The sequence below is a fragment of the Herbaspirillum sp. Her2 genome (assembly GCF_057961375.1).
This window is the reverse complement of sequence record NZ_CM176331.1, coordinates 4,031,216-4,052,199: the sequence shown is the minus strand read 5'-3', so window position 1 is coordinate 4,052,199 and position 20,984 is coordinate 4,031,216. Positions and strand designations below refer to the sequence as shown.

Sequence of the window (20,984 nt, the reverse complement as noted above, 5' to 3'; positions counted from 1 at the left end):
CTGCTGAACTGCGATTTACTTCTTGAGGGACTTGTCCGCTTCCGGCGCCGTCGGACGTTCCGACAACTTATGTTCCAGATAATGGATATTGGTTCCGCCTTCGAAGAAACGCGCATCCACCATCAGCTCGCGGTGCAGCGGGATATTGGTCGAAATGCCTTCCACCACCATCTCCGACAGCGCGATCTGCATGCGGCGGATGGCCTGTTCCCGGGTCGCACCGTAGGCAATCACCTTGCCGACCATGGAATCATAGTTGGGCGGCACGAAATAACCCGAGTAGGCATGCGAATCGACGCGGATGCCAGGACCACCCGGCACGTGCCACGCCGTGATACGGCCCGGCGAGGGGATGAACTTGAACGGATCCTCGGCGTTGATGCGGCACTCGATGGCGTGACCCTTCAGTTCGATGTCGCGCTGGCGGTAACGCAGCTTTTCGCCGGCGGCGATGCGGATCTGTTCCTGCACGATGTCCACACCGGTAATCATTTCGGTCACCGGGTGTTCCACCTGCACGCGGGTGTTCATCTCGATGAAGTAGAACTCTTCATTTTCGTACAGGAACTCGAAGGTACCGGCGCCACGATAGTTCATCTTGCGGCAGGCTTCGGCGCAGCGTTCGCCGATCTTCTCGATGATCTTGCGCGGGATGCCCGGTGCTGGCGCTTCCTCGATCACCTTCTGGTGGCGGCGCTGCATGGAGCAGTCGCGCTCGCCCAGCCAGACGGCTTGCTTGTGCTCGTCGGCCAGGATCTGGATTTCCACGTGGCGCGGATTTTCCAGATACTTCTCCATATAGACTTCCGGATTGCCGAAGGCGGCACCGGCTTCGGTCTTGGTCATGGTCACGGCATTGATCAGCGCGGCTTCGGTATGCACCACGCGCATGCCACGGCCACCACCGCCGCCGGCGGCCTTGATGATGACCGGATAGCCGATCTTGCGGGCGATCTGGACGATTTCCTTGGGGTTGTCCGGCAACGCGCCTTCCGAACCCGGCACGCAGGGCACGCCGGCACGGATCATGGCCTGCTTGGCCGAGACCTTGTCGCCCATCATGCGGATGTTTTCCGCGCGCGGGCCGATGAAGACGAAGCCGGACTGTTCCACGCGCTCGGCGAAATCGGCGTTTTCCGAGAGGAAGCCGTAGCCGGGGTGGATCGCTTGGGCGTCCGTCACTTCAGCGGCGCTGATGATGGCCGGCATGTTCAGGTAGGACAGGGCCGACGGGGCCGGGCCGATGCAGACCGACTCATCGGCCAGCTTCACGTACTTGGCCTCGCGGTCGGCCTCGGAGTGCACGACCACGGTCTTGATACCCAGTTCGCGGCAGGCGCGCTGGATACGCAGGGCAATTTCGCCACGGTTGGCGATGAGGATTTTTTCAAACATAACAGGAATGAGGCGTCGCCAGGTTCAAGCGTTATAGGTTCCGGAGCCGGGCCGCAGCAGCCGGCATGTGCCGCGCGGCGGCCGTTGCTGCCAGGCCAGGGACTGCTGCGGCGGGAATCAGCCCAGCACGAACAGCGGTTGGCCGAACTCGACGGCCTGGCCGTTTTCCACCAGGATCTGCTTGACCACGCCACCCTTGTCGGCGTCGATTTCGTTGAGCAGCTTCATGGCTTCGATGATGCACAGGGTATCGCCTTCCTTGACTTCCTTGCCCACTTCGACGAAGGCCGGTGCGCCCGGTGCCGAGGAACGGTAGAAGGTACCGACCATGGGCGACTTGACGATGTAGCCTTCCGGCACGGCCGGCGCCGCCGGTGCGGCAGCGGGAGCAGCTGCAGCCGGGGCGGCCGCGGCCACGGGGGCGGCGGCGGGGGCGTAGGCTTGCTGTTGCGGCACCATCACGACCTGGTTCTGGGCATTCGGGGACGACTTGACGATGCGGACCTTGCTTTCGCCTTCGGTGACTTCCAGCTCTTCGATGGCCGATTCAGCAACCAGGTCGATCAGCGTCTTGAGTTTTCGTAAATCCATTTGAATCCCTCGGAATGTAGATGAGTAGTGTTAAACGAAACGCCGGCGCTCTGTGGCGCCCGGCGGGTTCAGTCTGGGTCTTGCAGTACGTGAAGCGATCCGTTCGAAGCGGCGTGTCCGCCCTCAGGATTGACGCAGCCAGAAATCAACGGCCATACGATAGCCATCGACCCCGAAGCCGCACAGGACTGCCCGGGCGATGCCGGACAGATAGGAAAAATGCCGGAACTCCTCGCGCTGGTGCACATTGGAGATATGCAATTCCACGAAGGGAATCGCCACCCCGGCCAGCGCATCGCGCAGGGCCACGCTGGTATGGGTCAATCCACCCGGATTGATGATGATGCCATCGACCCCCTCCAGGCGCGCTTGGTGGATGCGGTCGATCAGCGCACCTTCGTGGTTGCTCTGGAAGGTGGCCAGGGTCGCGCCGGCGGCGCGGGCCTGTTCTTGTGCACGCTGTTCGATATCGGCCAGCGTGGTGGATCCGTAGACTTCCGGCTCCCGGGTTCCGAGCAGATTGAGGTTCGGACCATTGAGCAGGAGAAGCTGTTTTGCCATGGAGATTAAGCTCCGTTTGACGACGATGCGCGCATTTTGCCGTCAAATGCCATCATTTGGCAAGAAAAACTTTCTTTTCACGGATTTGCGTTTGCGGGCCGCCGAGGTGGCCCTGCGAGTGACTCTGCGAATCAGAGCTGTGACAGGTCGGCGCGCAGTTCATCGAACTTGATGCGGCCCAGGTAGACCTTCTTGACGTTGCCGTCCTTGCCCACCAGAGCGGTGAACGGAAGACCGCCCGCCTGATTGCCGAATTGCCGCAGCAAATCGGTGGCGCCGGTTCCGGCAACGAAGAGAGGATAGCGGATTTGGTACTTTTGCGCAAACTTGGCGATATTTTCCTGACTATCGACGCCAATTCCGAGGATTTGCACCGGCGCGATCTCCTGCTGCAAGGCCGTCAGCTCGGGCATTTCTTCCACGCAGGGGCCGCACCAGGTGGCCCAGAAGTTCACGACCAGGGGTTTGCCCTTGTATTGCGCCAGCGATTGGGTCTGGCCGCTGGCATCCGGCATCGATTGCGACAGCAGCTTGTCGAGCGCCTGGGTCTCGGGCGAGGCGGGCGGGTTGGCGCGATGGCTGGCATAGATGCCAACGCCCACGCAAACGACCGCAACCACGGCCAACAAGATCACATTTTTCAGTTTCGTCATGAATCAGTCCTCGGAGGGGGCATCGATGAGCGCCGCCAGCGCGGCCGCATCGCCGCGCTCGGGGCGTTTGCCAGGGGCGGCACGCAGGCTGCCGCGCAAGTCGTCTTCGTCATACAGGGCCAGATGGGCCAGTTCGGGGTCGGCACCGCGCTGGGGCAGCAGGAAGCTCAGGGTTTCCACCGCCTGGCCGGTGCGGAAGTGGCTGGTTTCGCCGACCTCGAAGTTCACATTCTTGTTCAGAAGGAAAATCTCGACATCCTTGGCGCTGGGGGAGAACAGCTGCAGGTGGATGTCCGAATGTTCACCTGCCGTGCCATTCCACACCGCGCCGGTAATGTAAGGATTGAACTGCTGCAGGTCCTGCATCAGCTGCAGGGCCACCTGGCGCAGGTGCAACAGGCGCGCCGGCTGGGTATCGGCAAAGAAGAGTTCGTTGTAGATGCGGACTTCTTCTTCGATCTGCTCGTTATCCGGCATGATCTCGCCGCGCATCTTCTGGTTGCCCAGGATCTGTTTGGCCGCCTTGCGTTTGGCGCTGCCGTAGTCGGCACCATCTTCGGCGATCATGCGCGCGGCGGCGGCGGCGATTTCTGCACGCAGCTGCTCTGTGGGGGAGGTGAATTCAAATTCAGACATGGGCGACATCATACTCGTTAGCAGGTGCAGCCGCCGGCTCAGGTAAAATCGCGGGATTACACCCCAAGATTCGCTATGCATATACACATCCTCGGCATCTGCGGCACCTTCATGGGCGGCCTGGCCGTGCTGGCCAAAGAGGCTGGCCATACCGTGACCGGCTGCGACGCCAACGTCTATCCCCCCATGAGCACCCAGCTGGAAGCCCAGGGCATCACCCTGACCCAGGGTTTCGAGCCGTCGCAGGTGGAGATCAAGCCGGACCTGTTCGTCATCGGCAACGTGGTCTCGCGCGGCAACCCGCTGATGGAGGAGATCCTCAACCGCGGCCTGCCCTATGTCTCCGGCCCGCAATGGATGGGCGAGAACATCCTGCAGGACAAGTGGGTCCTGTCGGTGGCCGGCACGCATGGCAAGACCACCACCTCGGCCATGCTGGCCTGGGTGCTGGAACACGCGGGCTACCAGCCGGGCTTCCTGATCGGCGGGGTGCCGATGAACTTCGGCATCTCGGCGCGCCTGGGCAGTGATGGCCAGGGGGGACCTTCGCCCTTCTTCGTCATCGAGGCCGACGAGTACGACACCGCCTTCTTCGACAAGCGCAGCAAGTTCGTGCACTACCGCAGCCGTACCGCCGTGCTGAACAATCTTGAGTACGATCACGCCGACATCTTCCCCGATCTGGGGGCCATCGAGACGCAATTCCACCATCTGGTGCGCACCGTGCCCGGGATCGGCCGGGTCATCGCCAATGGCCGCGAAGCCGCATTGCAGCGCGTGCTGGCGCGCGGCTGCTGGAGCGAACGTGAAGATTTTGGCGTAGCCGCCGGCCAGCCCGGCTGGTCGCTGCAGACCCATGAGGATGGCCGTTTCGAGGTCTTCTTCGCAGGCCAGTCTCAAGGTACGGTGGACTGGTCGCTGACCGGTGAACATAACCGCATGAACGCCCTGGCTGCGATTGCCGCCGCCCGTCACGTGGGCGTGCCGGCGGCCCAGGCCATCGAGGCATTGGGCGCGTTCCAGAGCGTGAAGCGGCGCATGGAGCTGCGCGGCAGCGCCAATGGCGTGGCCGTCTATGACGATTTCGCCCATCATCCGACCGCCATCGCCACCACCGTGGCCGGCCTGCGCAAGAAGGTCGGTGCCGCGCGCATCCTGGCCGTGCTGGAGCCGCGTTCCAACACCATGAAGCTGGGCACGATGAAAGAAGCCCTGCCGGGCAGCCTCACCGAAGCGGATCTGGTCTTCGGTTTCGGCGCCCAGTCCGGGCGTGATGCTCTGGGCTGGGACCTGGCCGAGGCGCTGGCCCCGCTGGGCCAGAAGGCCGCTGCCTTCCACGACCTCGATGCACTGGTGCAAGCCGTCAAGGCCGCCGCGCAGCCCGGCGACCATGTGCTGGTGATGAGCAATGGCGGCTTCGGCGGCGTACACCAGAAGCTGCTGGACGCGCTGGCATGATCCTGTACCTGCACGGCTTTCGTTCCTCGCCGCAGTCCTTCAAGGCGCGCGTGATGGGACAGCGCATGGCCGCGCTCGGCCTGCAGGACCAGTACGTCTGCCCGCAACTGCCGGCCTCGCCGGCCGGGGCCATCGCCCTGGCGGGTGCGCTGGTGGCAGGGGTGGACCCGGCCGAGCTGACCGTGGTCGGCTCGTCGCTGGGCGGTTACTACGCCACCTGGCTGGCCGAGCACACCGGCTGCCGGGCGGTGCTGGTCAACCCGGCGGTCAAGCCGCCGCGTGACTTGGAATCCTATGTCGGCGTGACCACGCAATACCACTCCGACGAACCCTTTGAATTCAAGCGCGAGTACATCGCCGAGCTGCTGGCCCTGTCGGTGCCGGCGATCACGCGCCCCGAACGCTATTTCCTGCTCGCGGCCACCGGTGACGAAGTGCTGGACTGGCGCGAGATGGTGGCCCATTACCCCGGCGCGCGCCAGACCGTCATCGAGGGCAGCGACCATGGCATGGCCGAGTTTGCCGACCATCTGGACGAGGTGCTGGCCTTCTGCGGCGTGGACCTGCCCGGCAAGGCGGTGCGCTGATGCCCCATCCTGTCCGCAAGGCGCGCTGGATGGCGCATCCGCAGGCATTGGCGACGCTGCTGGCGGCCGATGGCGACCTGATGCGGCGTACCCGCGCCTGGCTGGCCGACCCCGGTTCCATGACCCTGAAATTGAAGAAACGGACTGAAAGCTTCAGCGTGCGCCTGCTGCGCCAGCGTCCGGGCCGCATCCTGGCCGATGAGCATGAAGCCTTGTGCATATCGCCCCGTAGCCGGGTGGTGGAGCGCGATGTCATCCTGCTGGGCGACGGGCAGCCGGTGGTGTTTGGCCATACGGTGCTGTCGACCAGCTCGGTCAAGTCCGACTGGCCCTTTTTCAGCAAGCTTGGCAGCACGCCCCTGGGGGCCAACTTGTTCTTTGATCCGCTGGTCGGGCGCAGCCCCATCCAGTATGCTCGGCTGCCCGCCGGCCACCCGCTGATGCGCCGCATCGCGCAGGCCTTGCCCGAGTCCGAATTGCCGACCAGTTTGCTGGCGCGCCGCTCCCTGTTTACCCGGCGCGGCGGCGTGCTGATGGTCACCGATGTTTTCCTGCCGGCACTGGAGGCGCTGATGCGTCCGCTGCCGGCCCACGTACCGATTGAAAAGCGATAGAAGCAGATGAATTTATTGTTCGAAGAATCCGGCGATTTCAAGGCCGGCTCCATCATGACCCAGCAGGGCGAGTCCTACCAGGTCGAGATGGCCTCCGGCAAGCGCGCCAAGGTCAAGTCGCGCGATGCGCTGCTGCAATTCGCTGCCCCCGCGCCGCAGGAGCTGATGCAACAGGCCCAGGCCATCGCTGATGAAGTCGACCTGGATTTCCTGTGGGAAGTGGCCGGCGAAGAAGAATTCGGCTTCACCGACCTGGCCGCCGAGTATTTCGGTCACGCCCCGCTGCCCCCGGAAGCGGCCGGTCTGCTGCTGTGCCTGCATCGCGCACCGATCTATTTCTACAAGAAGGGCCGTGGCCGCTACAAGGCGGCACCGCAAGCCTCGCTGCAGGCGGCCCTGGCCGGGCTGGAAAAGAAGAAGCAGCAACTGGCCGCACAGGCCGTGTATGTGGAAGAACTCAAGGCCCACAAACTGCCGGAAGCCTTCCGCCCCATCGCCCTGCAACTGCTCTTCAAGCCGGACAAGAACGGCATCGAATTCAAGGCCCTGGACGCCGCCGCCAAGGAAATGCAGACTACCCCGCAGCGCCTGATGCTGGCTGCCGGTGGCGTGGCCTCTCCCAAGGATCTGCATTACGCGCGTTTCCTCTACGAATTCTTCCCGCGCGGCACCGGTTTCCCGGCCATCGATATCCCGCCGGCGGCTACCGATCTGCCGCTGGCCGATGTCCAGGCTTTCTCCATCGATGACGTGACCACCACCGAGATCGATGATGCCCTGTCGGTCACCCGTCTGCCTGACGGCAAGCTGCGCGTGGGTATCCACATCGCAGCCCCGGGCCTGGCCATCAAGCGCGGCGACGCCATCGATGCGATTGCGCGTGCGCGCATGTCCACCGTCTACATGCCGGGCGAAAAGATCACCATGCTGCCCGACGACCTGGTGGCCACCTATACCTTGGATGCCGGCGCTGCCCGTCCTGCGCTGTCGCTGTATGCCACGCTGGACGCGGCCAGCTGGGAAGTGCTGGGCACCGAGACCCGCGCCGAGCTGGTGCCGATCGCCGCCAACCTGCGCCACAACGACCTCGACGAGCTGGTCACCGAGGAAGCCCTGGCCGAAAATCGCGGCGAGTATCCGCACAAGGAAGAGATCGCGCTCCTGTGGCAGTGGGTGCAATTGCTGGAACAGGGCCGCATGGCCAAGCGCGAGAGTTTCGGCCTGCGCCCGGAACAGAACAATCGCGTCGACTTCAATTTCTATGTCGAGAACGATGTGGTGAGCATCGTGCGCCGCCGCCGTGGCGCGCCGCTGGACAAGATCGTGGCCGAGCTGATGATCTTTGCCAACAGCACCTGGGGCAAGCTCATGGCCGATCACGGCGTGCCGGGCATCTACCGCGCGCAAGGCGGCGGGGCCGGCGGCTGGGCCGCCAAGATGCAGGTGCGCATGGTCACTCACGCCGCGCCTCACCAGGGCCTGGGCGTGGATCAATATGCCTGGAGCACCTCGCCGCTGCGCCGCTATACCGACCTGGTCAACCAGTGGCAGATCCTGGCCTGCATCGAGCACGGCGTGACCGCCCCGCTGGTGGCGCCCTTCAAGCCGCGCGATGCCGATCTCTTCGCCATCGTCTCGGGCTTCGATGCGGCTTACTCCGGCTATGCCGATTTCCAGTCGACCATGGAACGCTACTGGTGCCTGCGCTGGCTGGCGCAGGAAAACGCCCGTACCGTGGAAGCGGTGGTGCTCAAGGATGAAATCCTGCGCCTGGTCGAGATCCCGCTGGTGCTGCGCATGCCGGGCCTGCCGCAACTGGCGCGCGGCCTGCAGGTCAAGCTGGACCTGCTGCGCTGGGACGAGGTCGACCTGACCGTGGAGGCGCGCCTGCTGGAAGTGCCGGCCGCTGCGGCCCAGGCGCTGGCCAGCGACCTCGGTGAAGACGATGACGAGTTGCTCGAAGGCATGGCCTCCATGGGCAGCGAAGAACAGGGCGAGGAAGCCGCTGCCGAGCAAAATTCGGTACAGAACAATGTACAGAACGATGCACAGGATTCCGTACAGGAAAATGCACAGGAAGAGCCACATCCCGACGCCGCCGATGCCGACGAAAACCCGTCGGCCCAAGCCGCGCAATGACGCGGTGCTGGCGTAGAATTGGCGCTGTGAATATCGTCGTTGCTCCCCGTCTGCTGTGAATCTGTTTGCCCAACATCGTCTGCTGAGCGTCGCGCTCGGAATCTCGCTGCTGGTGCATGGCCTGCTGCTGGCCGTGCACTTCGCCGCGCCCGACGCCTTCCGCTTCAAGCCGTCCGATCCGGAACTGGAAGTCATCCTGGTCAACGCCAAGCATGACAAGAAGCCTGTCAACGCCCAGGCGCTGGCGCAGGCCAACCTGGATGGCGGCGGCAATGCCGACGACGGCCGCGCCAGATCGCCGCTGCCGGACATGCAGCACGTGGAGAGCGGTGACAGCGTCAAGGCCGCGCAGCGCAAGGTGGCCGAACTGGAACAGCAGCAGCGCAAGATGCTGGCGCAGTTGCAGGAGGCGCGCCAGCACGTGGCCAGCGCCGAGCAGCAGAAGCCGACCGAGACGCCGCAGCCCAACGCGCGCGACCTGACCGAAACCGCCAAGGCCATGGCGCGCATGGAAGCCGAACTGGCCAAGGACATCGCGCAATACAACAAGCGCCCCAAGAAGACTCAGATCACGCCAAGCACCCGCGAAGTCGGTTATGCCCAGTACTTCAAGGCGCTGCAGGACAAGATAGAAAAGGTCGGCACCCTGAACTTCCCGACCCGCGACGGCAAGAAGCTCTACGGTGAACTGCTGGTGGTGATCCCGGTATTCCAGGACGGCAGCATCTACGAGCGCGATGGCGGCGTGGTGGTGCGCACCAGTTCCGGCAATGCCGCGCTGGACCAGGCGGCGGTGGCCATCGTGCGGCGCTCGGTGCCGTTCGGCCGTTTTCCGGAGAACATGCGCACCAGCGGCAAGGATGATGTGTGGGAAGTCATCGTGACCTTCCGTTTCACCCGTGACCAGGGCGTGCAGGCAGAACTGGGGGCCGGCTGATATCGCCAGCGGCGCAGCGGTCCGATACAAGAACAGCAAAGAGCAGTCAGAACATATAACGAGGGAGCAGGCAAACCACCATGGATGAATACGTCGTCATCGGCAATCCGATTGCCCACAGCAAGTCGCCCGAGATCCATGCGCAGTTCGCCGCCCAGACCGGCCAGTCGCTGCATTACGATCGCCTGCTGGTTCCGCTGCACGGTTTCAAGGCAGCGGTGCAGGTGTTCCAGCGGCGCGGCGGACGCGGTGCCAACGTCACCGTTCCCTTCAAGCTGGAAGCGCATGCGCTGGCCGATCAACTGACCGAACGCGCGCGTCTGGCCGGTGCGGTCAATACGCTCAAGTTCGAAGGCGGCCGCATCCTCGGCGACAACACGGATGGTGCCGGCCTGGTGACCGACATCATGGTCAATGCCGGCCAGGCGCTGGCAGGCCGTCGCGTGCTGTTGCTGGGCGCCGGCGGTGCCTCGCGTGGCGCGCTGCTGCCGCTGCTGCAACAGCAGCCGGCCGAACTGGTGATCGTCAACCGCACGCAAGCCAAGGCCGATGAACTGGCGCGCCAGTTCCGGGAATTCGGCCCGGTACGCAGTGCGGCCTATGCCGAACTGGAGGGCGTGTTCGATGTCATCATCAACGCTACCTCGGCCAGCCTGTCGGACGATCTGCCGCCGCTGCCGGTATCGGTGTATGGCAGCGAGACCCTGGCCTACGACATGATGTATGGCCGCCAGCCCACGGTCTTCATGCAGAGCGCCCAGCAACACGGGGCCAGCGTGCGCGATGGCCTGGGCATGCTGGTCGAGCAGGCCGCCGAAGCCTTCCAGCTGTGGCGCGGCGTGCGGCCCGCCACCGCCGAGGTGTTTGCCAGCCTGCGCCAGCAGTTGTCGCAATAAGCACCAAGCACCAAGCAAAAGGCCGGCAGTCCTCCACAGATGTAGAGGACCGCAGGAGTGCAGGACGGTATGAGTGCATGAGTGCACCTCTGCAGGATCGCACCATGACGGAATTTCCCGGATCGACAGAACACGGCAACAGAACAACAACCGGCTCATGAAATCGCTACGCAAGCTGCTCTTCTGGATCATCGTCCTGCCCATCACCCTGGTACTGCTGCTGCAGCTGTACTTCTTCGTCCAGATCTGGTGGTGGAAGGATCACAATCCGGAGTCCACCAGTTTCATGCGCCAGCAGTTGTCGATCCTGCGCGAGAAGGACCCGAATGCCCAGCTGCAATTCCGCTGGGTGCCTTACGCTCGCATCTCCAACAATCTCAAGCGCGCCATCATCGCCTCGGAAGATTCCAACTTCTCCGAGCATGACGGCATCGACTGGGAGGCCCTGCAGAAGGCCTACGAAAAGAACGAGAAGAAGGGCAAGGTGGTGGCCGGCGGTTCCACCATCACCCAGCAGCTGGCCAAGAACCTGTTCCTATCGGGCGAGCGCAGTTACCTGCGCAAGGGCCAGGAATTCATCATCACCTACATGCTGGAATTCCTGCTCGACAAGCAGCGCATCTTCGAGCTCTACCTCAACGTGGTGGAGTGGGGCAACGGTGTCTTCGGTGCCGAGGCCGCAGCCCAGCATTACTACCGCACCACGGCCGCCAATCTCGGCGCGGAACAGGCGGCACGGCTGGCGGTGATGCTGCCGCGTCCGCGCTATTACGATCGCAATCGCGGCTCCGGCTATCTGGCCGCGCGCACCAGCCTGATCCTGCGCCGCATGAACGCAGCCACGCTGCCGCCCACGCACAAGTAATCCTGCGCTGCTGCCGCAGCCACATGACCGCCGTATGACAGCGCACTCCGTTCGCCACAGCCGTGCGGCATGCGGCGCATTGGCGCTTGCCTGGCACGGGGCTTGAACGTACACTTGCGCACGTTTCGCGCCTGTCGCCACGGGCTGCCGCATTTCACCCGGGACTCTTCCCCCCGCGTTCCACCGAGCGAGAACCCATGATCAATGTATTCGTGTTGCAAAACGGACGGCTGAGCCAGGTCAACATCGACAGCCGCACCGACCTCGAACAGGCCGCGCCGGTCTGGGTGGACCTGACCGAACCGAATGACGAAGAGCGCGCCTGGGTCAAGAGCATCTACGGCGTGACCCTGCCCGACGAGGACGAATTCAGCGACATCGAAGCCTCGGCTCGTTACTTCGAAGCCGAGAACGGCGACCTGCACCTGCGCACCGACTTCCTCTTCGAAGGCGACGACGATTCTTCCTCCACCATGACGGTGGCCTTCATCCTGGCACGCAACATCCTGTTCTCGGTGCATGCGGAAGACCTGCCGGTGTTCCGCCTGGTGCGCATGCGTGCGCGCTCGCGGCCCGGTTCCATCGGCGACTACCGCGACGTGCTGCTGGACCTCTACGAGACCGATGCCGAATATTCGGCCGATGCCCTCGAAGGCATCTACCAGAAGCTCGAAGCGGTGAGCACCAGCGTGCTCAAGAAAAGCCTCTCCGACCAGGCCGCCGCCGAAGTGCTCAACACCATCGCCCACGAAGAAGACTTGAACGGCCGCATCCGCCGCAACATGATGGATACGCGCCGCGCGGTCAGCTTCCTGATGCGCGGACGTCTGCTCAGTTCGGAGCAGTTCGAGGATGCGCGCCAGATCCTGCGCGACATCGAATCCCTGGATGGCCACACCGCCTTCCTCTTCGACAAGATCAACTTCCTGATGGATGCCACCGTCGGCTTCATCAACATCAACCAGAACAAGATCATCAAGATCTTCTCGGTGGCCTCCGTCGCTTTCCTGCCGCCGACGCTGATCGCCAGCATCTACGGCATGAACTTCAAGGTCATGCCGGAACTGGATTGGGTGGTGGGTTATCCGCTGGCCATCCTGATGATGGTCGGATCGGCCATCGCGCCGTTCTGGTATTTCCGTCGGCGCGGCTGGCTCAACTGAGACTGTCTGCTGACGGCGACGTCCTCATTTCTCCGACAAGCATTGCCGGGCTTCTCCGATGCCGCGCACGCAGGCTGCGCGGCACACTGCGAACATCGTCCATCGCATTCGTGCATTCGTGCAGAGGAGAACACCATGTCCGTCCGTCATCACTACATCTCGCTGGCCGTGATCAGCGCCAGCTTTGCCGGTTTGCTGATTGGCTGCGCGAGTCCGCAGCAGGCTCCCTATGGCGCGGCACCGACCTCGCAGAACTATGAACGCGTGGCGTCCTATTCCGGTACCGGCGTGGTGGAAGCCATTGAAGTGACTCACAAGGAAAGCAGTGGCGTGGCCGGTGCGGTCATGGGTGGCGTGGCCGGTGGCCTGCTGGGTAATGCCGTCGGCGGCGGCACCGGCCGCGTGCTGGCGACGGTCGCGGGTGCCGCCGGTGGTGCCTATGCCGGTAACCAGGTCGAGCGCAATAACTCTGCCGGTCGCCAGGTCTACAACATCCGCGTGCGCATGAGCGATGGCTCCTTGCAGACCTTCGCGCAGGAAGACAATACCGATTTCCGCGTGGGGGACCGCGTGCGACTGGATAATGGCCGCATCAGCCGTTATTGATCGCCGTCAGCAAGCGTCATCAAGCGCCATTACTGATATTACTGATTGTTGAATTCATTTTGATACCGACCCGTTCGGTATTGAAACAGGCGCCAAACATCATGAAGCGCTAAAGAGAAAGCCGTCCGTGCCATGCACCGGACGGCTTTTTCGTTTCTGCGATCGGACCTCAGGCCGGGTACAACGCGCCGAGCACCCGCAAGCCGCGTGCCCCGGTCACCGCCGGCAGGTTGCCCGGCAGCCGCAGATCAAAGCGCCGCGCCAGCCAAGCGAAGGCCAGCGCCTCCACATGCTGCGCAGCCACGCCCAGAGCGGCCGTCGACTGCACGGTTGCGCGGCTGTCCAGTTGCTGCTGCAACAGCCGCATCAGGAAGGCATTCTCGGCGCCGCCTCCGCATACATAGACCTGCTGCGCCGTGGGTGCGTGCGCGGCGATGGCGTCGGCAATGGTGCTGGCCGTGAGCAGCGTCAACGTGGCCTGCACATCTTCCGGGGCGATTGCAGCGCCCGTGCGCAGCAGGGCCGCCTGCAGCCAGTCGAGATGGAACAGGTCGCGTCCCGAACTCTTGGGCGGCGGCAAGCGGAAGAAGGGTTCATCGCGCAATTGCGCCAGCAGTCCCGCATGCACTTGTCCCGAGGCACCCCATTCGCCGTTGGCATCATAGGCGCGCTGCTGGTGCAGATGAATCCAGCCATCCATGAGCGCATTGCCGGGGCCGGTATCGAAGCCGTAAGCGCCGTCTTCCCCCGCCGGCAGGATGCTGATGTTGGCGATGCCGCCGATATTGACGACCACCCGCGACTGCGCCGCATCGCCGAAGATGGCGCGATGGAAGGCCGGCACCAGCGGTGCGCCCTGGCCACCTGCGGCGACGTCGCGGCTGCGGAAGTCGGCCACCACATCGATGTTGCACAGTTCGGCCAGCAGCGCCGGGTTATTGGTCTGACGCGTGAAACCGAGTTCGGGACGATGGCGGATGGTCTGTCCATGCACGCCCACCAGGTGCACGTCGGCCGCCGTCTTGCCGGCCTGCAGCAGCAGTTGCGCCACGCAGTCGGCGTAATGCACGGCCAGCGCATTGGCGGCCAGGGCTTCGCGTTCGATCTCGTTGGGCCCGGCGGCCTGCAGGGCCATCAGGTCCGCGCGCAGATGGGCGGGGAAGGGCACGTAAGCCGCCGCCAGCGTGGCGGTGATCGTCTGGCCATCGAAGGCGGCCAGGACGCCGTCGACGCCGTCAAGACTGGTGCCGGACATCAGGCCGATGGTCAAAAAGGGAGAATCGTTCATGGCAGGCAGCTCGTAAAAAGAAAAGGGCGGCCGCTGATTCTACAGCGCCGCCCTGGTCGGGGAGTTCGGACAGCCGTCTCTTACTTGGCTGCCGCCAGCTTCACATCGGGCGCACCCGGTACGCGCAGCATGGCCATGCGATGCTGCATGTCGGCGGCCACGGTGCGGAAGCGCTGCAACTGCGGGCCGGTCAGGGCCTGGTTGTTGGGCACCTCCACCGACAGCGGATTGCGCGGCTGGTTGTTGACGCGGAACTCGTAGTGCAGGTGCGGGCCGGTGGCCCAGCCGGTCATGCCGACGAAACCGATCACGTCATTCTGGCTGACCTTCATGCCCTTCTTGATGTTGGGCGCGAAGCGGCTCATGTGGCCGTAGGCGGTGGAGTAGCCGCTCCAGTGCTTGATGACGACGATGTTGCCGTAGCCATTCTGCTGGCCCACGAAATCGACTACGCCATCGGCGGCCGCATGGATGGGCGTGCCGGTCGGTGCGGCGAAGTCCACGCCGGTATGCTGCTTCCACTGACCCAGGATCGGGTGCAGGCGCATCGAGAAACCGGAAGAGATACGGGTGAAGGCCAGGGGCGACTTCAGGAACGCCTTCTTGAGCGACTTGCCATCGAAGGCGTAATAGCCGCCACCGCCGGTCTTGCTGGCCGGGTCGCTGAACCACACGGCCTGGTAGCGGTTGCCGGCATTGTCGAATTCACCGGCCAGCACGCGGCCGGTGCGCACCAGGTCGCCATTCTGGTAGAAGGTCTCGTAGACCACGTTGAAACGGTCGCCACGGCGCAGGTCGGAGGCGAAGTTGATGTTGGTGGCGAACATGTCCACCAGCTGCATGGCGACCGCATCGGGGATCTGCGCGTTGTCGGTGGCGGCGAAGAGCGAGGAGAAGATGGTGCCGGCACGCATTTCCACGCGGCGCTCCAGCACGGCGGGCTGGGCTTCGGCGGTGAGCTTGCCGTCATGGCGCGCGATCACCAGGTTCTTGGGCGTGTCGCTGCCGTCGTCGAGGGTGGCGGAGAGCTTGATGAGCTCGCCGTTGTCATCGGTCTGGGCCACGACGCGCTTGCCGGCGCGCAACTGCATCACGGTGCGCGCCAGGGTATCGGACTTGATGAAGGCGGTGGCCTCATCGTCATCCACACCGAGGCGGTTGAGCAGGGTGGCCAGGGTGTCGCCGCTGCGGACCTTCTCTTCGTTGACGTAATACTGCGAACGCTCTTCCAGTGCACTGATCTGCTGTTGCAGGTCGGGCAGGGCCAGTTCCTTGGAAATCGGGTTCACCGGGGCATCGCGCAGGTCCGGCTCGGCCGGGGCGAAGCCGGCGGCACCGATGGTGAAGGCAGCCAGGAACAGGGCGCTGGCGCCGATGATGCGGGTCTTGGGCGAGGAAGCGGCGACTTTGTGGTGGCAGGACTGCAACGCGGAGAAGCACAGGGACGAGACGTGCTTGAGTTTATCTTGTGGGAACATGCAAACCGAATACGTTAAAATCTGACGTTTCCGTGGCGGATGGCGGGTGATGGCTGCAATGCGGCGTTTCCTGTCCCCCCGCCGTGTTGCGCCCGCGTAACATCGCCTACGGGTCGAGAACGTTTTCCTGCTGCTGAGCTTCTGAGGCCGCGTCCTGGCGCTGGGCAGAAAAAACGAAAGTCGGAATTATAGCAACACGATTTAGCGGTCCTGTCCTACAAAAGCCAATTTTTTAGTTATATCGATGAACGCCGACCAGTCCACCTCCGCCGCCTCTGCCCAAGCAGCTCCTTCCCGCCTGCCTCTCACCGACAAGGTGCAGGAAGCGCTGGCCATCACCAAGCGCGGCATCGATGAGCTGCTCATCGAAAGCGAATTCGCGCAAAAGCTGGCGCGCGCCGAGCAAAGCGGCCAGCCGCTGCGCATCAAGCTGGGCCTGGACCCGACCGCGCCCGACCTGCACCTGGGCCACACCGTGGTCCTGAACAAGATGCGCCAGCTGCAGAACCTGGGCCATCAGGTGATCTTCCTGATCGGCGATTTCACCTCGATGATCGGCGACCCGTCCGGCCGCAATGCGACGCGCCCGCCGCTGTCGCGCGAGCAGATCGAGATCAACGCCAAGACCTATTTCGCCCAGGCCAGCCTGGTGCTGGATCCGTCCAAGACCGAGATCCGCTACAACTCCGAATGGTGCGATGCCCTGGGCAGCCGCGGCATGATCCAGCTGGCCTCGCGCTACACGGTGGCGCGCATGATGGAGCGCGATGACTTCACCAAGCGCTTCAAGGAAGGCACGCCGATTTCGGTGCATGAATTCCTCTACCCGTTGATGCAGGGTTATGACTCCGTGGCCCTGAAGTCGGACCTGGAGCTGGGCGGCACCGACCAGAAATTCAACCTGCTGGTGGGCCGCGAACTGCAGAAGGATTTCGGCCAGGAGCCGCAGTGCATCCTGACCATGCCGCTGCTGGAAGGCCTGGACGGCGTGGAAAAGATGTCCAAGTCCAAGGGCAATTACATCGGCATCACCGAGCCGGCCAACACCATGTTCGCCAAGGTGATGAGCATTTCCGACGTGATGATGTGGCGCTACTACGACCTGCTGTCGTTCCGTTCGATGGCCGAGATCGCCGGCTACAAGGCCGAGGTCGAGGCCGGCAAGAACCCGCGCGACATCAAGGTGGCGCTGGCCCAGGAAATCGTCGCCCGCTTCCACTCGCAGCAGGCCGCGGAAGATGCGCTGGCCGACTTCGTGAACCGCTCCAAGGGCGGCATCCCGGACGATATCCCGGAAGTCTCGCTGTCGGGCGCGCCGCTGGGCATCGGCCAGCTGCTCAAGCAGGCCAACCTGTGCGCCTCCACTTCGGAAGCGCTGCGCATGGTCGAGCAGGGCGGTGTGCGCATCGACGGTACCGTCATCAGCGACAAGGGTCTGAAGGTCGAGGCCGGCCAGTGCGTGGTGCAAGTGGGCAAGCGCAAGTTTGCCCGCGTCACCCTGGCGTAAGCTGGAACGCGCATGATCGCTCTCTTGCAGCGGGCCAGCCAGGCCTCGGTGGTGGTGGATGGCCAGACGCTGGGCAGCATTGGCACCGGGCTCATGGTGCTGGTCTGCGCCGAGCGCCATGACACCCCTGCCGAAGCCGACGCCCTCTTGAAGAAGCTGCTGGCCTATCGCGTCTTCAGCGACGAGGCCGGCAAGATGAATCGCAGCGTTGCCGACGTGCAAGGGGGCTTGCTGCTGATCCCGCAATTCACGCTGGCGGCCGATACCAATTCAGGCACGCGCCCGTCCTTCACGCCGGCGGCAGCACCGGAACTGGGACGGCAACTGTTCGACCATTTCGTGGCCCAGGCGCGTGCGCGCCATGGCGAGGAAAGGGTAGGAACGGGGCGCTTCGGAGCCGATATGAAGGTGTCGCTCACCAACGACGGTCCGGTGACCTTCTGGCTGCAGGTCAAGCCCAAGGCGCCGGCTGCCGATATGAACGTTACTGAATAAAACCGAGCCCGGCATTGAAGCCGGGCGGCGCGTCCCCAAATGGATTCGTAATGCGTGTTGCATGTGGCCTTACTTTTAGGAGGTGATATGAAATTCTGGAGCGATTCTTTCAAGGACGGTGCCAACATCCCGGGCGAATTCGCCTTTGCGGTGATGGATCCCAAGACGCACGTGGCGCTCTCTGCCAATCGCAATCCGCACTTCGCCTGGAGCGATCTGCCGGCTGGCACCAGGTCGCTGGCGCTGGTGGTGCATGATCCCGACGTGCCTTCGCGCGGCGATGATGTGAACCAGGAAGGCAAGACCGTGCCGCTGGAGCTGCCGCGTGTGGATTTCTATCACTGGACGCTGGTGGACATTCCGGCGGGCGTGAGCGAAATCAAGGCCGGCCAGTTCAGCAACGGCGTGACCGCGCGCGGCAAGCCGGGACCGGCGGTGCTGGGCGATGTGATGCCGGGCGCGCGCCAGGGTATCAACGATTACACCGGCTGGTTCGCCGGTGACGGCGACATGCGCGGCGACTACTTCGGCTATGACGGCCCCTGCCCGCCGTGGAACGATGCGCTGGTGCACCGCTACATCTTCACGCTGTACGCGCTGGACGTGGAACAGCTGCCCGTGGTCGGCAACCTGGAAGGTTCGGTGGTGGTCACTGCGCTGCGCGACCATGTGCTGGATCAGGCGTCCCTCACCGGCCTCTACACCCTCAACCCTAACGCGGTACCGCGTAGCTGACCTGACTGCACTGCATGACCGACATCCTGCTGATCCGCCACGGCGAAACCGACTGGAACGTGGACAAGCGCCTGCAAGGGCATATCGACATCGGCTTGAATGAAGCCGGCCAGCGCCAGGTCCTGGCGCTGGGCGAGGCGCTGGCGGGGGAGGGCATCGATGCCGTTTTCGCCAGCGACCTGCAGCGTGCGCGCGATACGGCCCAGGCCGTGGCCGGGCCAGCGGGATTGGCGGTGCAGATCGATGCGGGCTTGCGCGAGCGCTGCTACGGCGGCTTCGAGGGCTTGCGCCATACCGAGATCGAAGCGCGCTATCCGGAGGCGTATCGCCAGTGGAAGGCGCGCGAGCCGGACTTCCGCTATCCCGCCGGCGAGCGCATCGCCGAGACCATGCGCGAATTCTATGAACGTTCGGTGGCGGCCGTGCAGCGCGTGCTGGCTTCGGGCAGCTATCGCAAGGTGGCCATCGTCACCCATGGCGGCGTGCTGGAGTGCGTACATCACTGGGCCAGCCAGACTTCCTTCGCCCAGCCACGCAGCTTTGACATCTTCAACGCCAGCGTCAATCGCCTGCACTGGGATGGCGAACGTGCCCACATCCGCTCCTGGGGCGAGATCGGGCATCTCCAGCGCGAGACGCTGGATGAGGTGGATCGCTAGTCATTCATTGCCTTGAGGTAATCAGCAGGGTGGCAGGAAGGCATTTGGCCTGCCGTTTTTCCTGTGCAGTGATATTTGATATTGGCATTTCTCCAACAATCTCCGCTGCCCAATAAATAATCAGCCCCAAAGATGTAACCGCGCCCGATTCTTGTTGGGCGAGGCAGGCAATCGCGCTAAAATAGCGCCCTTCCCCGTATCTCCCCCTATCCACGTCGTGAACATTGGGCCCTATTCCCTGCGCAACAACGTGTTCGTCGCCCCCATGGCGGGTGTGACCGACCGTCCGTTCCGCCAGCTGTGCAAGCAGCTGGGGGCGGGCTATGCCGTCTCGGAAATGGCCGCGTCCGATCCGCGCCTGTGGCACAGCGAGAAGACCTCGCGCCGCATCAACCACGATGGCGAGATGGAACCCAAGGCGGTGCAGATCGCCGGGGCCGATCCCGTCATGCTGGCCGATTGCGCGAAGTACAACGTCGAGCGCGGGGCGCAGATCATCGACATCAACATGGGCTGCCCGGTCAAGAAGGTCTGCAACAGCTGGTGCGGTTCGGCCCTGCTGCAGGACGAGGAACTGGTGGCGCGCATCCTGGACGCGGTGGTCTCTGCGGTGGATGTGCCGGTGACCCTGAAATTCCGCACCGGCTGGAACCGCGCCAACAAGAACGCCCTCAAGATTGCCGCCCGCGCCGAGGCCGCCGGTATCGCCATGCTGACCCTGCACGGCCGCACCCGCGCCGACGGTTACAGCGGTGAAGCCGAGTACGAGACCATCGCCGCCGTGAAGGCCGCCGTGAAGATCCCGGTGGTGGCCAATGGCGACATCACCACGCCCGAGAAGGCGCGCGAAGTCCTGCGCCTGACCGGGGCCGATGCCGTCATGGTCGGCCGTGCCGCCCAGGGACGGCCCTGGATCTTCCGCGAGATCGATCACTTCCTGCGCACCGGCGAGCACCTGCCGGCACCGCTGGTGACCGAGGTGGCGCACCTCATGGATGAGCACCTGCAAGCCCACTACGCTTTTTATGGCGACTACCTGGGCGTGCGCACGGCACGCAAGCATATCGGCTGGTATGTGCGCGACCTGCCGGGCGGCGAGACCTTCCGCCGCAGCATGAACCGCATCGAAGACTGCGGCCAGCAGTTGCAGGCGGTGCGGCAGTTCTTTGCCGAGCAGGCCGTGCATGGCGATCGCCTGCAATACGGACTGGCCGACGAGGTAGCCCTGGCCGCCTGAAGCAACACTGCAGGACGGCAGGACGGCAGGACAGCACGACAGGACAACAAGGGTATCGGATGCGCTGGCGCAAGCAGCAACAGCGGGCGCAATTGATCAACAACACGGCATCGCCACGCACCATCGCGCCCGCGGGAAAACGGCGCATTCAGGTTTGCGGGGTGACACCGACAAGAACAGAAGCAGCAGAGCAATGAGCAAAGAAAGTATTGAGGATGTCGTCAAGAAGAGCCTGGAAAAATATTTCCGGGATCTGGGTGAACAGCTACCGACCAATGTCTACGACATGGTGCTGGCCACGGTCGAAAAACCGGTCTTCGAGACCGTGATGGCGCGCGCCGAGGGCAACCAGTCCCAGGCCGCCGAGATCCTCGGCATCAACCGCAACACGCTGCGCAAGAAGCTGCAGCAGCACGGCCTGCTGTAGCCGCCAGCGGCCTTGCCGGCGCGCCAGGGCGGGCGCCGGGAGGGTGCGCGGGTGCAG

22 protein-coding genes are annotated in these 20,984 nt (G+C 63.8%); 15 read left to right on the top strand and 7 right to left on the bottom strand.

Annotation, left to right across the window (positions count from 1 at the left end; translation table 11 throughout):
* Nucleotides 1-15: 15 nt before the first annotated feature.
* The 5 genes from accC to ACWHXP_RS18415 form a co-directional block, all read right to left on the bottom strand.
* The gene (accC, locus tag ACWHXP_RS18435) at nt 16-1,395 is read right to left on the bottom strand and encodes an acetyl-CoA carboxylase biotin carboxylase subunit (RefSeq protein WP_134221202.1); all 1,380 of its coding nucleotides are present in this window, start codon (nt 1,393-1,395) and stop codon (nt 16-18) included.
* Nucleotides 1,396-1,512: 117 nt separating this feature from the next.
* Nucleotides 1,513-1,986, bottom strand: coding sequence for an acetyl-CoA carboxylase biotin carboxyl carrier protein (gene accB / locus ACWHXP_RS18430; RefSeq protein ID WP_121042608.1), 474 nt, complete (start codon nt 1,984-1,986; stop codon nt 1,513-1,515).
* Nucleotides 1,987-2,109: 123 nt separating this feature from the next.
* Nucleotides 2,110-2,547, bottom strand: a complete 438-nt coding sequence (gene aroQ, locus ACWHXP_RS18425) for a type II 3-dehydroquinate dehydratase (RefSeq protein WP_088756245.1) — start codon at nt 2,545-2,547, stop codon at nt 2,110-2,112.
* A gap of 131 nt (nt 2,548-2,678) precedes the next feature.
* Nucleotides 2,679-3,200 (bottom strand): TlpA family protein disulfide reductase, encoded by a 522-nt coding sequence (locus ACWHXP_RS18420; RefSeq protein WP_489635339.1) that lies wholly within the window; start codon nt 3,198-3,200, stop codon nt 2,679-2,681.
* Nucleotides 3,201-3,203: 3 nt separating this feature from the next.
* A complete protein-coding gene (locus ACWHXP_RS18415; RefSeq protein ID WP_489635340.1) occupies nt 3,204-3,845 on the bottom strand; it encodes a hypothetical protein in 642 nt (213 codons plus the stop codon).
* 66 nt (nt 3,846-3,911) lie between these two features.
* Between ACWHXP_RS18415 and mpl the strand changes: the two genes are divergently transcribed.
* The 9 genes from mpl (at nt 3,912) to ACWHXP_RS18370 (ending at nt 13,101) form a co-directional block, all read left to right on the top strand.
* Complete coding sequence (gene mpl / locus ACWHXP_RS18410; RefSeq protein WP_489635341.1) at nt 3,912-5,294, top strand: UDP-N-acetylmuramate:L-alanyl-gamma-D-glutamyl-meso-diaminopimelate ligase; 1,383 nt, start codon at nt 3,912-3,914, stop codon at nt 5,292-5,294.
* Nucleotides 5,291-5,881, top strand: a complete 591-nt coding sequence (locus tag ACWHXP_RS18405; RefSeq protein ID WP_034329938.1) for a YqiA/YcfP family alpha/beta fold hydrolase — start codon at nt 5,291-5,293, stop codon at nt 5,879-5,881. The genes mpl and ACWHXP_RS18405 overlap by 4 nt, the downstream gene beginning before the upstream one ends.
* A complete protein-coding gene (locus ACWHXP_RS18400; protein WP_489624481.1) occupies nt 5,881-6,495 on the top strand; it encodes a chorismate--pyruvate lyase family protein in 615 nt (204 codons plus the stop codon). Before ACWHXP_RS18405 ends, ACWHXP_RS18400 begins: the two co-directional genes overlap by 1 nt.
* 6 nt (nt 6,496-6,501) lie before the next feature.
* Nucleotides 6,502-8,634: an RNB domain-containing ribonuclease gene (locus tag ACWHXP_RS18395; RefSeq protein WP_489624482.1), complete on the top strand. Its 2,133-nt coding sequence runs from the start codon at nt 6,502-6,504 to the stop codon at nt 8,632-8,634.
* A gap of 55 nt (nt 8,635-8,689) precedes the next feature.
* Nucleotides 8,690-9,571: a cell envelope integrity protein TolA gene (gene tolA / locus ACWHXP_RS18390; protein ID WP_121042622.1), complete on the top strand. Its 882-nt coding sequence runs from the start codon at nt 8,690-8,692 to the stop codon at nt 9,569-9,571.
* Between the two features lie 80 nt (nt 9,572-9,651).
* A complete protein-coding gene (gene aroE / locus ACWHXP_RS18385; protein ID WP_134221209.1) occupies nt 9,652-10,467 on the top strand; it encodes a shikimate dehydrogenase in 816 nt (271 codons plus the stop codon).
* A 157-nt stretch (nt 10,468-10,624) separates the two neighbouring features.
* The gene (gene mtgA / locus ACWHXP_RS18380; protein ID WP_034341590.1) at nt 10,625-11,332 is read left to right on the top strand and encodes a monofunctional biosynthetic peptidoglycan transglycosylase; all 708 of its coding nucleotides are present in this window, start codon (nt 10,625-10,627) and stop codon (nt 11,330-11,332) included.
* 197 nt (nt 11,333-11,529) lie between these two features.
* Nucleotides 11,530-12,495, top strand: a complete 966-nt coding sequence (gene corA / locus ACWHXP_RS18375; protein ID WP_039789235.1) for a magnesium/cobalt transporter CorA — start codon at nt 11,530-11,532, stop codon at nt 12,493-12,495.
* 135 nt (nt 12,496-12,630) lie between these two features.
* A complete protein-coding gene (locus tag ACWHXP_RS18370) occupies nt 12,631-13,101 on the top strand; it encodes a glycine zipper 2TM domain-containing protein (RefSeq protein ID WP_489635342.1) in 471 nt (156 codons plus the stop codon).
* Between the two features lie 169 nt (nt 13,102-13,270).
* Here the strand turns inward: ACWHXP_RS18370 and ACWHXP_RS18365 are convergent, their stop codons facing one another.
* Entirely contained in the window at nt 13,271-14,389 is a 1,119-nt protein-coding gene (locus ACWHXP_RS18365; protein WP_489635343.1) for an anhydro-N-acetylmuramic acid kinase, read from the bottom strand.
* An 80-nt stretch (nt 14,390-14,469) separates the two neighbouring features.
* Nucleotides 14,470-15,867 carry a M23 family metallopeptidase gene (locus tag ACWHXP_RS18360; protein WP_034341584.1) on the bottom strand — a complete coding sequence of 466 codons (1,398 nt, stop codon included), beginning with the start codon at nt 15,865-15,867 and terminating at the stop codon, nt 14,470-14,472.
* Nucleotides 15,868-16,111: 244 nt separating this feature from the next.
* Between ACWHXP_RS18360 and tyrS the strand changes: the two genes are divergently transcribed.
* From tyrS to ACWHXP_RS18330, 6 genes are all read left to right on the top strand, one after another.
* Nucleotides 16,112-17,374 carry a tyrosine--tRNA ligase gene (tyrS, locus tag ACWHXP_RS18355; RefSeq protein WP_489635344.1) on the top strand — a complete coding sequence of 421 codons (1,263 nt, stop codon included), beginning with the start codon at nt 16,112-16,114 and terminating at the stop codon, nt 17,372-17,374.
* Between the two features lie 12 nt (nt 17,375-17,386).
* Nucleotides 17,387-17,869, top strand: coding sequence for a D-aminoacyl-tRNA deacylase (gene dtd / locus ACWHXP_RS18350; RefSeq protein WP_134221212.1), 483 nt, complete (start codon nt 17,387-17,389; stop codon nt 17,867-17,869).
* Nucleotides 17,870-17,956: 87 nt separating this feature from the next.
* On the top strand, nt 17,957-18,604 hold the full coding sequence (locus ACWHXP_RS18345) for a YbhB/YbcL family Raf kinase inhibitor-like protein (RefSeq protein WP_489635345.1): 648 nt from the start codon (nt 17,957-17,959) through the stop codon (nt 18,602-18,604).
* Between the two features lie 14 nt (nt 18,605-18,618).
* Nucleotides 18,619-19,263 (top strand): histidine phosphatase family protein, encoded by a 645-nt coding sequence (locus tag ACWHXP_RS18340; RefSeq protein WP_489635346.1) that lies wholly within the window; start codon nt 18,619-18,621, stop codon nt 19,261-19,263.
* A 217-nt stretch (nt 19,264-19,480) separates the two neighbouring features.
* The gene (dusB, locus tag ACWHXP_RS18335; RefSeq protein WP_329801473.1) at nt 19,481-20,500 is read left to right on the top strand and encodes a tRNA dihydrouridine synthase DusB; all 1,020 of its coding nucleotides are present in this window, start codon (nt 19,481-19,483) and stop codon (nt 20,498-20,500) included.
* Between the two features lie 193 nt (nt 20,501-20,693).
* Nucleotides 20,694-20,927: a Fis family transcriptional regulator gene (locus ACWHXP_RS18330; protein ID WP_006463627.1), complete on the top strand. Its 234-nt coding sequence runs from the start codon at nt 20,694-20,696 to the stop codon at nt 20,925-20,927.
* The last annotated feature ends 57 nt before the right edge of the window (nt 20,928-20,984 follow it).